A 14362-nucleotide genomic window follows, 5' to 3' on the forward strand; every position below is an offset into this window, starting at 1 on the left:
CAAAAATTGATAAAGAAGGGAACCGGAATTATCGGGCCTTCTGCAACCGGCCCGGCGCCTGCTTTGCCTGCTCTTGTTTTGCCTGCTCTTCCTGACTGCGCAAGTAATCTTCGTAGCTGCCGCCGAAGTTCTTCACGCCCTGCGGGGTCATCTCGATGATGCGCGTGGCCAGGGATGAAACGAATTCACGATCGTGACTGACGAAAATCAGCGTGCCGGGGTATTTCTCCAGCGCATTGTTAAGCGACTCGATGGATTCCATGTCCAGGTGATTGGTGGGCTCGTCCATGACCAGCACATTGGGCTGCTGCAGCATCAGCTTGCCGAACAGCATGCGTCCCTGTTCACCGCCGGACAGCGCCTTGGTCGATTTCTTGATTTCATCCTGGGAAAACAACAACCGCCCAAGGACGGCGCGGATGGCCTGTTCGTCGTCGCTGGGTTTTTTCCATTGGTTCATCCAGTCGAGCAGAGACATCTCCCTGGAAAAACCAGCGGCATGGTCCTGCGCGTAGTAGCCCGGCGTGGCATTTTCCGACCACTTAACCGTGCCGCTCTCGGGGGCAAGTTCACCGACCAGGGTGCGCAGCAGCGTGGTCTTGCCAATACCGTTGGGACCGATGATGGCCACGCGCTCACCAACCTCGACCGACAGGTTAAGTCCTTTAAACAGCGGCGTCGTGCCATAGCCCTGACTCATTTTCTTTACTTCCAGCGCCAGGCGGTAAAGCCGCTTGGCCTGATCAAAACGCAGGAATGGATTCTGCCGGCTTGACGGCTTGACCTCGGCGAGTTCGATCTTTTCGATCTGGCGCGCGCGCGAAGTGGCCTGCTTGGCCTTGGAGGCGTTGGCGGAGAAACGACTGACGAAGGTCTGAAGCTCGGCAATCTGTGCCTTCTTCTTGGCGTTGTCGGACAGCAGCTGATTGCGCACCAGGGTAGCAGCGGTCATGTATTCGTCGTAGTTGCCGGGATAGACGCGCAGCTCGCCGAAATCCAGGTCAGCCATGTGCGTGCACACGCCGTTCAGGAAGTGCCGGTCGTGCGAGATGATGATCATGGTGCTGTTGCGTGCATTGAGCACGTCTTCCAGCCAGCGGATGGTGTTGATGTCGAGATGGTTGGTGGGCTCGTCCAGCAGCAGGATGTCCGGATCGGCGAACAGGGCCTGTGCCAGTAGCACGCGCAGCTTCCAGCCCGGCGCCACCGCGCTCATGGAGCCAGTATGCTGCTCCAGCGGGATGCCAACGCCGAGCAGCAATTCGCCGGCGCGCGCCTCGGCGGTATAGCCGTCGAGTTCAGCAAACTTGTGCTCCAGATCGGCTACCTTCATGCCGTCTTCCTCGCTCATTTCCGCGAGGCTGTAAATACGGTCGCGCTCCTGTTTTACACGCCATAACTCAGCATGGCCCATGATCACGGTGTCGAGCACCGTGTAGTTCTCAAAGGCAAATTGGTCCTGGCGCAGCTTGCCGAGGCGCTCGTTGTTGTCGACCGACACGTTGCCCGAGCTTGGTTCCAGGTCGCCGCCGAGGATCTTTATCAAGGTCGACTTGCCGCTGCCGTTAGCGCCGATCAGGCCGTAGCGGTTGCCGTTGCCGAATTTGAACGAGATGTTTTCAAACAGGGGCTTGGCCCCGAATTGCATGGTGATGTTGGCGGTGGTAATCAAGACACTATTCCAGTGAAAAAGTTATAGCCAATATTAAAATTGTTTAACGTCCGCGCTTGCTGCCATCTTCGAACAATGCCGGCACCTCGCGCTTGGCGCGGTGCTCGACAGGCTTCTTGGAAGCCTGCGGGCGGGAATGTGTTGCCGGTTGATACGTCCGGGGCGGTGAACCATGGCGGCGATGATCGTTATCGATGATTTCCGGCGCGCGGCGGTTGCCATCCACCTCTCCGCGCGGGGCGTGGCTATTGGCGTGATGCGCCGCAGCGGGTCGGGCAGGCGGCTGCGAATGTGAACGCGGTCCGCCGGAACGTGCCGGTTGGTGCGTTGACGAACGTGGGCCGCCACCACCATGTGAACGCGAATTCGATGGCGGGCGCTGACCATCGGCGCGGGCATGCGTACGCGACGACGGCTGATGACGGCGATGCTCGCCGCCCTGGCGTTGGCCTTGCGGTATGCCACCGCCGCGTTGGCCTCGTCCATGACTGATCGGCTCAGCCTTGATCGACGAATTCGGCTCGAAGCTCTCTATCGTTACCTTCGGAATATCACGCTGGAGCAGGCGCTGGATGTCACGCAGGTACTCATGTTCATCCACGCACACGAGCGAGACCGCCTGGCCTTCCTTGCCGGCACGGCCGGTGCGGCCGATGCGATGCACGTAATCTTCCGGCACGTTGGGCAGTTCGTAATTCACGACGTGCGGCAATTGGTCGATGTCCAGTCCGCGTGCGGCGATGTCGGTTGCTACCAGCACCCGCACTTCGCCTTTTTTGAAATCCGCCAGGGCCTTGGTGCGTGCGCTCTGGCTCTTGTTGCCGTGAATGGCAGAGGAACTGATACCGTCGTCTTCCAGCTGATCGGACAGACGATTGGCGCCGTGCTTGGTGCGGGTGAACACCAGCACCTGCTTCCAGCCCTGCGAATGGATCAGGTGTGACAGCAATTCGCGTTTGCGTACGCGATCCACCGGATGGTAGACCTGCGCCACGAGTTCGGCGGCAATTTTGTGGCGCTCCACTTCGATCAGCACGGGCGCATTCAACAGGCCATCAGCGAGCTGCTTGATTTCATCGGAGAAGGTGGCGGAGAACAGCAAGTTCTGGCGCTTTTTGGGCAGTAGCGCGAGGATCTTGCGGATATCACGTATGAAGCCCATGTCGAGCATGCGATCGGCCTCGTCCAGCACCAGAATTTCAACCTGAGACAGATTCACTGTCCTTTGGCCGACGTGGTCGAGCAAACGCCCCGGTGTCGCCACCAGGATGTCCACGCCACGGCGCAGCGTGTCGATCTGAGGGTGAATGCCGACGCCGCCGTAGACCACGGTGGACTTGAGCGGAACATGCTTGCCATAGGTGCGCACGCTCTCCTCGACCTGTATGGCGAGTTCACGCGTCGGGGTCAGAATTAGCGCGCGGATCGTGCGATGCGCACCCGGTGGCTGGGAGTTGAGGCGTTGCAGCAGCGGCAAAGTGAAACCGGCGGTCTTGCCAGTGCCAGTCTGCGCGCCGGCGAGAATATCCTTGCCCTCGAGAATGACGGGGATGGCCTGCAACTGAATGGGGGTGGCTTGGGTATAGCCCTTTTCGGACACAGCACGAAGTAAATCGGCCGACAGGCCGAGAGTTGAAAATGACATAACGAATGGTTGCTCCTGGAGGGCCTACCCACAATTAATGGGCCGGTCTAGGCGCTACCTAAATATAAGATGAGATGTTCGAGGTGAACCGAGATGGATGACCACGAAGGGATCGGTGCAGACCGGTGTGCGCCGATGGACGTATTGTAGCAGGGTTCGCGGGGAAACGGGTAATCCTGATGAGATGAACTAGTAGTGCGGGGGTGGTTTTTCATCCTCCTGTTGGATGACCATCGAGGGCGCGAGGCCTGAGAGTCGGGATTTCACTGCCTCCAGCTCTTTCGTCAAGCGGTCGATCTCCCGCTGTTGACGCGTCACCACCTCGTTCAGGTCCTGGAGGGTCTTGTCCTGAAACGCGACACGCACTTCCAATTCAGTTAGTCGTTCGTTCATTCACTTATTCGACACAATAGTCACCAACACGGAAGCGTCCTCCATTCCTTTGAGAGCGTGCTGATCGCCCCCCGCGAGATACACAAACTCACCGGCTCGCAGCATTTGTTTTCGCCCTTGCGAGGTGAATTCAACTACGCCTTCGAGACACTGTACCGTGATCTCGCCGTGCACCTTGTGCTCGGCGAATTCGTTGCTTTTGAGGAGGATATATCGAAAGACCTGGAGATGGGGGGTTTTCACGAGAGTAACCGAAATGGCCTCCTTCAATTTCTTGCCAAGTGGTCGAATATCAACAATCTCGCCGGATGCTGCATGATGAAGTGCCATGAGTTTTCTCCAGAAGACCTTTTCCTGTATGCAAGGGACAGCTTGCCCCGTTTTCAGGTTTTGATCAAATTAATTGTGGCAGACCGTCCCCCGATACCGGTAGTGCATCTTGAACGCCCGGCAATCTATCAGGAGGCACGGCGCGATTTGTCTCGGAGATATTGCGCACCGAGTGGCGATTGGGAGAACACTTATGGCGTTGGCAGATGTTTGCGGTGACGCCAAAAGTGGCTCATCAGCGGCTTGACGCTGGTTCCGTGAACGAGAATGGAAAGCGATACCGCAATCAGCGTCAATTGGATAAGTTCCAAGGCCAGATCTTCGGGGAGACCGTGTTGTATGGCATACATCATGTAGTACAGCGAGCCTATGCCGCGTACTCCGAACCAGCCCACCATGCCGCGCATCGGCCACGAAGTACGGGTACCCAACAGGCTGGCGAGGACGCTGACCGGGCGCGCCACCATAAACAAAAACAGCGCGAGTCCCACCGCCCGCCAGCTCCAGGAATCGAGAAATAGCGTGCCACCGATCAGCAGGACGAGCATCAATTCCGAGAGTCTTTCCAGATGCTCCTTGAATACCAGCGATCCTCCGCTGACGCTCGGTGGCGATTCGATGCCAGGAACCGCGTTTGCAGCTTCGGGTATTATTCCGTCGGTTTGCGGCCGATCCGGAAAATCCCGATTGGCGCCGGCGAGTTTACGTTCGGTCTGGCGCAGCGCAACGGCAGCGAAAAATACCGCCAGAAAACCCCACGCATTGATCAGTACGCTCAAGCCGTAGACCACACCGATCAGGCCGAGTCCGAGGAAGTCGTCCATAAGCGTGTGCTCGTTTGGCTTGCTGCGCAGCATCCATCCCAAACGGCCCAGTGCGGCGCCAGAAATGATCCCAATGGCGATTCCCGCCACCGTGGCCCACAGCACATCGACCAGCGCCCAGCGCAGGCCGGATTCACCGAGCTCGTGCAGTCCGAGCAATCCCATCCCCAGCATCACAAACGGAAAAGCGCTACCGTCATTCATGCCCGCCTCGCAGGTCAAGGTGAAGCGGAGCTGGTCGCGGTCACCCGGATGACGGATCTGGACATCGGTTGCTAACACCGGATCGGTGGGTGCCAGGATCGCGCCTAGCAGGACGCCGGCGCCCAGTGGCAGACCGAGCAGATAATAAGCGAAAGCAGCGACCATCCCGACGCTGACCGCCATGGATACAGACGCCAGCAGAATCGGTGTACGCCAGCGGGCGAAGCTTACCGGCACGGGCATTTTGATGCCGGCTGAAAACAGCGAAATCAGCACAGCCACCTCGGTCAGCACTTCCAACAGCGCCGATTCCTTAAGCGGATTGAAGTGAAATACATTGAGCGCCATAGGTCCGACCAGCAGTCCCACCGCCAGATAGATAATGGCTGGTGTGACCGGCAGGCGCTTGAGTATCGAAGCAGTCAGGCCCCTGGCGAGCAACAGGCCGCCCACGAGCAGAAACCATTGCGCATTAGTCATTATTTGTACCGTTCATTGATGTGCCAACCCGCGCAAGAAGCGGAGTCAGCACCATTCCTATTCATGCAAGTGTAGGCGCCAACTCGTTAACGGTTTGCGGCGCGTACATCCTCACTTCGACCGAGTGTTCTTGGCGGTCATCAACCAGAGGAATGGTCTGGTCGTGTCGTTCAACGCCGTCCACCGTGACACGCATCTCACCGATCTTCGCATTATCGGCACCCTGCGTTTGCGAGACGATGATATGGTAGACCGTTTCCCGATACCGGTAATGCATCTTGAATGCTTTCCAATCCGCCGGGAGGCACGGCGCAAAATGCAGTTTGTCCACTTCCAGCCTCAAGCCAAGGAGCGATTCCACGATCAGCCGATACATCCAGCCAGCCGAGCCCGTGTACCAGGTCCAACCACCGCGGCCGGTGTGTGGCGCGAGCGCATAGACATCGGCGGCGGCAACGTAGGGTTCGACTTTGTAGGTCGCCACTCCCGCCGGAGTTTTTCCATGGTTTACCGGGTTGATCATGGCCAACAGTTCCCAGGCGCGGCGGCTGTCGCCTAATCGGGCAAACGCCATGGCCGCCCAGATCGCCGCATGCGTGTACTGCCCGCCATTCTCGCGCACGCCCGGGACGTATCCTTTTATATAGCCGGGATTCAACGGCGACTTGTCGAACGGTGGATCCAATAGTTGGATCAGCGCTGAATCGCGGCGTACGAGGTGTTGATCCACCGCTTCCATGGCCAGGCGCGCGCGCTGGACATCGCCCGCCCCGGATAAAACCGCCCAGCTCTGCGAAATTGAATCAATCCGGCACTCGGGGTTGGCAGCCGACCCCAGCGGTGTGCCGTCGTCGAAGTAGGCGCGGCGGTACCACGCGCCATCCCAACCATGCTGCTCGATATTCTGGCGCAGCTGAATCCCCTCCTCTTGGCAACGTTCGGCGAAGGCGGGATCATCCCGCAGGCGCGCCACCTTGGCGAACTGCTTGAGCACTTCACTCAGGAAAAAACCCAGCCAGACGCTCTCGCCTTTACCGTGATTGCCCACCAGGTTCATGCCATCGTTCCAGTCACCGGTGCCCATGAGCGGCAGGCCGTGCTCGCCAAATCGGAGCCCCCTCTCGATGGCTCGCACACAATGCTGGTACAGACTGGCCGCCTCGCCAGAACGGCCGGGCAGATCATAATAAGAGTCGTCCTCGGCGTTGACCGGGGGACCTTCGAGGAAATGAACGGATTCATCCAGCACCCCGGTGTCGCCGGTCGTCAGCACATAGCGGCACGTCGCCAAGGGCAGCCACAGGTAATCATCCGAACAATGCGTACGCACGCCACGTCCCGACGGCGGATGCCACCAATGCTGGACATCTCCTTCCTGGAATTGCCGGCTCGCACACAGCAGCAGTTGCTCGCGTACGCGTTGCGGCTCGGCGTGGATCAGCGCCATCGTGTCCTGCAATTGATCGCGAAAACCAAAAGCGCCCCCCGACTGGTAATATCCACTGCGCGCCCAAAGACGGCATGCCAGTGTCTGATACAAAAGCCAGCCGTTGGTCAGCACGTTGAGGGACGGCTCGGGTGTTTCCACCTGCACCGCGCCGAGCGTGTGGTTCCAGTATTGGTAAACCGCGTCGAGCGCGGCGCGCGCCACAGCGGGTCCCCGGTAGCGTTGCACCAGGTGGCCGGCCGCAATGGCGTCCCGCCCTACGCCAAGCCTGTAGATAATCTCACGTTCTTGTCCGTCGGCCAGTTCGAAGCTGACCTGAATCGCGGCACAGGGATCGAGGGCTGCCCCCAACTTGCCGGAAAGCCGCGCGCGATTCATCGCGGCCGGGTGCTTGAGCGTGCCGTTGCGTCCGAGGAATTCAGTGCGATCGCAAGTTATCGTGCGGGTCGTGTCGTCCACGTCGAAAAACGCCACCCGTTCGGAATACTCCGTGCTGTAGGGGTTGCGCGCGTAAATCGCTCCGTTGCCGAGATCGATTTCAGTGGTCACGTGCATGGCTGATTTCGGACGTAAATCTCCCAGCACCCACTCCACGTAACCGGTCGCGGAAAGCTTGCGCGGTTGGCCCGACGCGTTGCGCACTTTCAGCACAGCGAACTTGATCGCGGCGTCCACGGCCACGTAGACCGTCAGCTCCGAGCGAATGCCACCCTCGGTATGCTCGAAGACACTGTAACCGAATCCATGGCGGGTCACGTAATCACCGGCTCCGCGGCTGGGCAGCGGCGTGGGCGACCAGAAATGGCCGCTGTCTTCGTCGCGCAGGTAAAAGGCTTCTCCGCTGGCATCGCTCACCGGGTCGTTGTGCCAGGGCGTGAGGCGGAACTCATGGGCGTTCTCACTCCAGGTATAGGCCAGGCCGTTCTCCGAGATGACGCTTCCAAAGTGCGGATTCGCCAGTACGTTCACCCACGGTGCCGGCGTCACTTGTCCGGGCGCGGTGGTAATGACGTATTCGTGCCCATCACGGGTAAATCCCCCCAGCCCGTTGAAGAGGATCAGATCGCGGCGCGGCAACTTGGTGACGATCGGGCGTTCGCCGCGCTGACGGCGGGTAGGCTTGAGACGTGGAACCCGCACTTCCGCCGGGCCACGGCGGTCGATCTGTTCCGCCAGCGTTCCCCGGTTGTCGGTAAAAATGGCGCGCGCCACCGATTGCAGCAGGATGCGGTCTTCGTTCGATATCTGCTCGGCCGGTCGCACGAAGATGCCGCCACGCCGATCGATCACGTGCGCTTCGACGCCCGCGGCGATCAGCCCCATGATTTGTTCCTGGAGCAGTTGCCGGTAACCGGCACGGTCTTCGTTCCAGATCACCAGATCCACGGCCAGTCCCTTCAAGCGCCAGTACGCGTGGGCCTGTACCAGTTGACGTACCAGATCGATGTTGGCCGGATCGCCGATCTGCAGCAACACGATCGGCAAATCGCCGGAAATGGCATAACCCCACAGACCGGATTGGCCGCGGCGGTTCTTGATGAGTACAGCGGCGTCGGCGCGCAACGATGAATTCGCATAGATGACGGAGCTGGCGAGGTGTCCATAGAGTTGCGCGTCGGCTTCGGTGGCATTGATTTGCCGCAGTACTACCTGGGCGTGGGACCATGCCAGATCGAAGACGCGATCCGCGAGTCGTCGATCCTGGTATTTTTCGACCAGGCTTAACGCGGCGTCGCGGGTTTCGCCGATGCCGGAAACCATATCGATCGTTGCCGATTCGTCCGGATCGAGTGTTATTCGACAACGGATGGCGACAATCGGATCCAGCACTGAGCCGTGACTGCCCGAGAGTGCGGCCGATCCGCTCAAGGCCTGGGGCGAGGCGACCGTGTTGCCACGGCCAATGAATTGCATACGGTCCGTCTCGTAGGAAATCTCTTCGACGTCCACCCCGTGCACGGCCATCAGGTGAAACATCCATGGTGTCGGCTCATCGAGGGAACGAGGCCGGCGCGTGCAGAGGATTGCCCGTCGCGAGTCGACGATCTCGGTCTGAACGAAGAGATTACTGAACGCCGGATGCAGCGCGTCCGCATCCGGTGGCGCGAGAACCACTTCCGCGTAACTCGTCACATCAATCGTTCTGCGTGTCGGAGAGCGGTTGCTGATATGGACGCGACGCAGTTCGATGTCGTCTTCCGGCGAAACGACGATCTCGGTATGGGTATCGATATCACCGTCACCGACGGAATCCCGGCGGCGAAACTCCGCTCGCCCCTCCGAGAAAATCGCTTCGTAGCTCATTGCCCGTTTGAGCGTCGGCTGATGCGCGGTTGACCAGCCCTCCCCGCTCGCCACGTCGCGCAGGTAACAGAATGTACCCCAGTTGTCGCAGGTAGTGTCTTCGCGCCAGCGGGTGACGGCGAGGTTTTTCCACTGACTGTAGCCGCCTCCTGCGTTGGTGACCATCACGTGATATCTGCCGTTCGACAACAACTGCACGGCCGGTATCGGCGTGTCGGCGCTGTTGTGTACGCGCACCTGCAGCTCCGGACCGCCGGAAGTCGCACGCAGGTCGGAGAACTCTACGGTGCGCGAATAGAACGCCGTGGCCTTGGGGACTCGTTCGTGGAGCAACATCAGGGTTGCCTGGAACAACGGGTCCGACTCGAAGCGCTTTTGCATCGGCCGGTCGAGGATCAGATAGGCCAGCGCGAGCAGACTCATGCCCTGGTGATGGGCCATGAATGACCGAACCACCGTGCTCGATTTCCCGCGCTGTTGGCGTGACGGGGTGTAGTCGATGGCTTCATACAGGCCGAATTTTCCTTCGAGCCCTGCGCCAGCGAGTCGTTCCAGATTTAGGCACGCCGCCTCGGGCGCCACCATCAACGCGAGTACCGAGGCATACGGCGCAATGACCAGGTCCTCGGCGAGTCCGCGCTTGAGCCCCATGCTGGGCACGCCAAAGGCGCGGTACTGGTAGTTGAAATGAACGTCGACCGTGTTGTAGCCGGATTCCGACATGCCCCATGGCACGCCACGCAGCATCCCATACTCGATCTGTCGGTCCACTGCCTCCCGGCAGGTCTGGTCGAGCAGCGTGTTTTCGTAGGTCGGCATCACCAGGAGCGGCATAAGGTACTCGAACATCGAACCGCCCCACGAAAGCAGAACCGCCTTGCCACCGGCGGTCGTGAGCTGACGCCCCAGGGCAAACCAACTCTCCTGCGGCAGCTCTCCCTGCGCAATGGCAACGAAAGTGGAGAACCTCGCTTCGGAAGCCAACAGGTCGTAGTAACTCAAGTCGCGCCGACGATCGTCCACGTTATACCCGATGGCCAGCAAATGGTTCGCTTTGTCGTACAGGAACCCTTGTTCCATGCGCGCGAGTTCGCTTGCTTGCAGAGCCAGGCTTTCGGTAGCCGTCATCCGCTCATGGGCGCGGCCGCTGGCTTGTGCGATGTACCGTTGAAGCTCACCCAGCCATTCGCGCTCCGCGGACGTTGCTTCCGCGTCGAGCCAGCGCTCGATGATCGGCAGCGACTCCACCTCAAGTTTGGCCAGTTCCCGCAGCGTGGGGATTGCGCCGATGCCAGGGAATTCGCTGAGCCGGCCCGGCGCGGCCGGCAGCACACTCCACGGGGCCAGAAACGTCAGTTCGTCGAGTGCACTCTGGCATTGCCGGGCCAGCGTCCGCGCCCACCAGCTTGCATCGGCCGCAGGCTCAGCGTCGAAGCTGTCGGCAACCTCCGCCGCGCGTGTTGTCAGCCGGTCAAGAGTGAACCGCGCTGCCGTGAGCGTGGTGGGCAGGGAATCGCAGGCGGACTCCAGATCTTTCTGAAATTGAGCGAGCGCAGCCGGCGTGACATCTCCCACGGCATCCACGAGGATTCCCAGCGTGTCGCGCAGCCCGTCAAACCAACGCACCGACAGGATCGGGCGGTCGGGTAGTGACAGCAGACCCGGGCGCAATGTCAGCAGATGACCCGCAAGGTTGCCGCTGTCCACTGTCGAAATGTAGGCAGGATGCAGCGGCTTCAGCGACAGCGTGTCGTACCAGTTGTAGAAGTGGCCGAGGTGCCGTTCCAGGGATTGCATCGTGCGCAGTGCGCTCGCCGTGCGCTCGATGAGTTGTCCGGCGGGAATGTAACCGAAATCGTACGCGGACAGATTCGCGAGCAGCGCCAGCCCCATGTTGGTCGGCGACGTGCGGTGCGCCACCGCGGTACCACGATAATCCTGATAGTTATCCGGCGGCAGCCAATGATCTTCCGGGCCGACGAAGGTCTCGAAAAACGCCCAGGTCTTACGCGCCAGCTTGCGCAGGAAGAAAGTTTGGTTGGCCGTCAGTCTGGCTTCACGCCGGGCGAGCGGCCGGCTGATCCACCAGGCAATGGCGGGCGAGACCAGCCATAAGATCAGTATCGGTCCCGCCACGACCAGCGCCGCCGGATTCGACAGCACCAGAACCAGCGCCGTGGCCATGGCGATAACCGGGGCAGTCCACATCGACTGGAAAGAGGTAGTGAGATCCGTGCGGCTGTCGCGATCAGATTCGCTCGATGGATTCCATTCGAGAAGTCGCTGGTGCGTGATCAGCATCCGTCCCACCGTGCGCACAATCGCATCCAGGCTGAAGACCGCTTCATAGGGAAGGCACGCGAGCGCAAAAGCCGCCTGGGCGAGGCGCTGGCCGATGTCGTGTACGACGGCGGCGAGATGCTGAGTCAGCAGAACGTCGACCGGTTTCTGAAACATCTCCAGCGTAGCGGCAATCAAGGACGGGATCAGGATGATTCCGATCACCGCCAGGGTCCAGAACCAGGCCGATGCCAAGTCCGTCCAGCCCAGCAGCAACAGCAGCGTCAACGCTGCCGGCACGAGACTGCGCCGCAGGTTGTCGAAGAGTTTCCATTGTGACAGCCACGACAGCGGGTTCTTCTGCCGGTGCGCACCGGGACCGGGAACGCGCCGCCACAACCAGCGCGCCAGCTGCCAATCGCCGCGTATCCAGCGATGGCGACGGTTCACGTCCGCGCTGTAGAACGAGGGATATTCTTCGTACAAATCTACATCGCTCAACATCCCCGATCGAGCATAACACCCTTCCAGGAGATCGTGACTGAGGATGCGGTTCTCGGGAAAGCGATCCTTCAGCGACCGCTCGAACGCATCGATGTCGTAGATTCCCTTGCCAATGAACGAGCCTTCATGGAACACGTCCTGGTAAACGTCGGAGACGGCGCGCGTATACGGGTCGATGCCCGATTCACCCCCGTACAATTGCGCGTAACGCGAACGGTTCGTGCCCGGCAGGCTTGCGCTCACGCGCGGTTGCAGGATACCGTAGCCCTCACCGACGCGTTGCTTGTCTTCGTCGTAGCGCGCGCGATTCAGCGGGTGCGCCATGGTTCCCACAAACTGCCGTGCAGAGTCGCGCGGCAGTTGCGTGTCCGTGTCAAGCGTAATGACATACTTCATGTTCAATAAAGCGTCGATGTTACCGACAACCAGCGAGAAGCGTCCTATTGAGCCCCCGCGCAACAGCAAATTCAAATCTGCCAGCTTCCCGCGCTTGCGCTCGTAGCCCATCCAGATACGGTCGCGTGGATTCCAGCGGCGCGGACGATGAAAAAGAAAGAAAGTGTCAGTGTTTGACCTCTGGTATTTTTCATTCAGCTCTTCGATTTTCCTCTGCACCAATTGCAATAGCGGTTCGTCCTCCGGCAGCGTTTCTTCGCGCGCGTCCCGAAAATCCGTCAACAGGCCGAAGCGCAGATTTTCGTCCTGATTTGCCAGGAACCGGACTTCCAGCGCCTCGATCAGATCCTCGATGTTCTGAGCGCTTGTGAGCATCGTCGGGATAATCGCCAGAGTGCGGGAGTCCGGCGGAATTCCCGTGGAGAAGTCCATTCGCGGCAGTGGATGTGGCGCTGCCAGCAAGGTTGCCAGCCAGTTCACCAGCGCTACTGCCAACTGACTGGTGGCCAGGAGCGAGAGGATGCCAATCAGCACCAGTGCCCCATCGGAGAACTCGCTGGCACGTGCCTGCGCCAACAAGCCACCGGTGAGGATCGCTGTGATCAGCGTGATCGTGCCGAGATACAGGAGCAATGGGCATTTGCGAGCCGTTCTGCGCAGCGTTTCGGAGGTGGAAAGGCGTATCCCCGCCGCTCGTTCGAGCCGTGGTAATCCCTTATCGATCAGGTAGCAACCCACATGCACTTTTCGATCGTCGACGCCTTGTTTAATCGACGCGGCGTTCCGTGCCAGCTGGATTGCTGCGCGCGCTACGTCGGCTTCGGACAGGTGGCTACGCTTGGCAATCCTCTCGATGACATGCCGGTAGCGATCACGGGTGGCAAAATCCATCTTGTCATAGGTCTTTCCCGGGTCCTCACGTAGTGTCTGCTCGACAACGCTTGTCGTCTCGACAAATTCGCGCCAGTCCATCGTCCCCAAAAATCGAAGACTGCCGATACTGTTGCTGATGGAAACCTGGTCGGCCGCCTGCAGTTGATTTCCTGACTGCACTAATTGCTCGATCGTCAGGCCCGATTCAGAGAGTTGTTGTTCAATCCAGGTCAGCGGCAATGCCAAAGCCGGGCTCTGCCCCTGTAGCCGGCGCGCAAATTCGGAAACGAACGGGGTCGTCATCGGCGGGTTTGACCGCGCCATGTCCGCGATCACCAGGATGAGATTCTTTGGATCTTTCTCGGCCATCTCTATCATCTGGTCGGCCCAGAAATCGGCCAGGTTACGGTCAATCCGGCCGGCGGCGCTGCCGGCGGCAACGCGCCGGAGATTCTCGATCAAGGCCAGGCGCAGCATGATGGGGATGGCCCACAATTCACCCAGCTTGAGGGCGGTGACCGACTGGTAGGATGCGACGAAACGGCGGAGGCTTTCTGGATCCACCCTTCCATCGCCATGCGCGATCGTCTCCAGCGCGATGTCATACGCGCGCGGAAGTCCAGCCGAAGGGCCGTGAGCCAGGCGTGGCAGTTCCCGGCTGTAACCCTTCGGCAGGTGTCTCTTGGCCGTGCGAATCTGTTCTTCGATCAGGTAGAAGTTATCGAGTAGCCATTCACCCGCCGGTGTAATCTGGCGGTTTTCCGTGATCGCCGTTGTCAGCAGCTTGCAGGCGCCGATCAGGACGCTTTCATTCTCAGCCAACCGCGTCAGGAGCCGGTCCGCGGCGCGTCCCAGGCCTAACTTGTGCGAGCCCGCCAGGGCCTTGCCATGCTGGTCCATCTGGTCGCTGCTGAACAGCTCCGATCGCAGCGGCGGTTCGTCGCCGGAGTATTCCGAAGCCGAACGATTTCCGCGGAAGCTCGCCATGTCACGCAAGTTTCTGAAAATAG

The 14362-nt window shown here is 60.0% G+C and carries 6 protein-coding genes; all 6 read right to left on the reverse strand.

Translation table 11 applies throughout. The annotated features are described in order from the left end of the window. Window positions 1–28 precede the first annotated feature (28 nt). A complete protein-coding gene (locus NUV55_RS01860) occupies window positions 29–1672 on the reverse strand; it encodes an ABC-F family ATPase (protein ID WP_296669880.1) in 1644 nt (547 codons plus the stop codon). 43 nt (window positions 1673–1715) lie between these two features. Further along, window positions 1716–3317 (reverse strand): DEAD/DEAH box helicase, encoded by a 1602-nt coding sequence (locus NUV55_RS01865; protein WP_296669882.1) that lies wholly within the window; start codon window positions 3315–3317, stop codon window positions 1716–1718. Between the two features lie 189 nt (window positions 3318–3506). Then, window positions 3507–3710 carry a SlyX family protein gene (locus NUV55_RS01870; protein ID WP_296669884.1) on the reverse strand — a complete coding sequence of 68 codons (204 nt, stop codon included), beginning with the start codon at window positions 3708–3710 and terminating at the stop codon, window positions 3507–3509. Then, complete coding sequence (locus tag NUV55_RS01875; RefSeq protein ID WP_296669885.1) at window positions 3711–4040, reverse strand: cupin domain-containing protein; 330 nt, start codon at window positions 4038–4040, stop codon at window positions 3711–3713. Window positions 4041–4231: 191 nt separating this feature from the next. Beyond that, complete coding sequence (locus tag NUV55_RS01880) at window positions 4232–5548, reverse strand: cation:proton antiporter (RefSeq protein ID WP_296669887.1); 1317 nt, start codon at window positions 5546–5548, stop codon at window positions 4232–4234. Between the two features lie 61 nt (window positions 5549–5609). Continuing rightward, complete coding sequence (locus NUV55_RS01885; protein WP_367280319.1) at window positions 5610–14339, reverse strand: glucoamylase family protein; 8730 nt, start codon at window positions 14337–14339, stop codon at window positions 5610–5612. Window positions 14340–14362 lie beyond the last annotated feature (23 nt).

Origin of the sequence: Sulfuricaulis sp., from assembly GCF_024653915.1 — a bacterium.
In the GTDB taxonomy this organism is placed as follows: Bacteria; Pseudomonadota; Gammaproteobacteria; order Acidiferrobacterales; family Sulfurifustaceae; genus Sulfuricaulis.

What these genes read in the sequence shown, in the direction of transcription:
- NUV55_RS01880 (WP_296669887.1), bottom strand. Translation starts at nt 5,548, where the DNA reads ATGACTAATGCGCAATGGTTTCTGCTCGTGGGCGGCCTGTTGCTCGCC.
- NUV55_RS01885 (WP_367280319.1), bottom strand. Translation starts at nt 14,339, where the DNA reads ATGGCGAGCTTCCGCGGAAATCGTTCGGCTTCGGAATACTCCGGCGAC.
- NUV55_RS01870 (WP_296669884.1), bottom strand. Translation starts at nt 3,710, where the DNA reads ATGAACGAACGACTAACTGAATTGGAAGTGCGTGTCGCGTTTCAGGAC.
- NUV55_RS01875 (WP_296669885.1), bottom strand. Translation starts at nt 4,040, where the DNA reads ATGGCACTTCATCATGCAGCATCCGGCGAGATTGTTGATATTCGACCA.
- NUV55_RS01865 (WP_296669882.1), bottom strand. Translation starts at nt 3,317, where the DNA reads ATGTCATTTTCAACTCTCGGCCTGTCGGCCGATTTACTTCGTGCTGTG.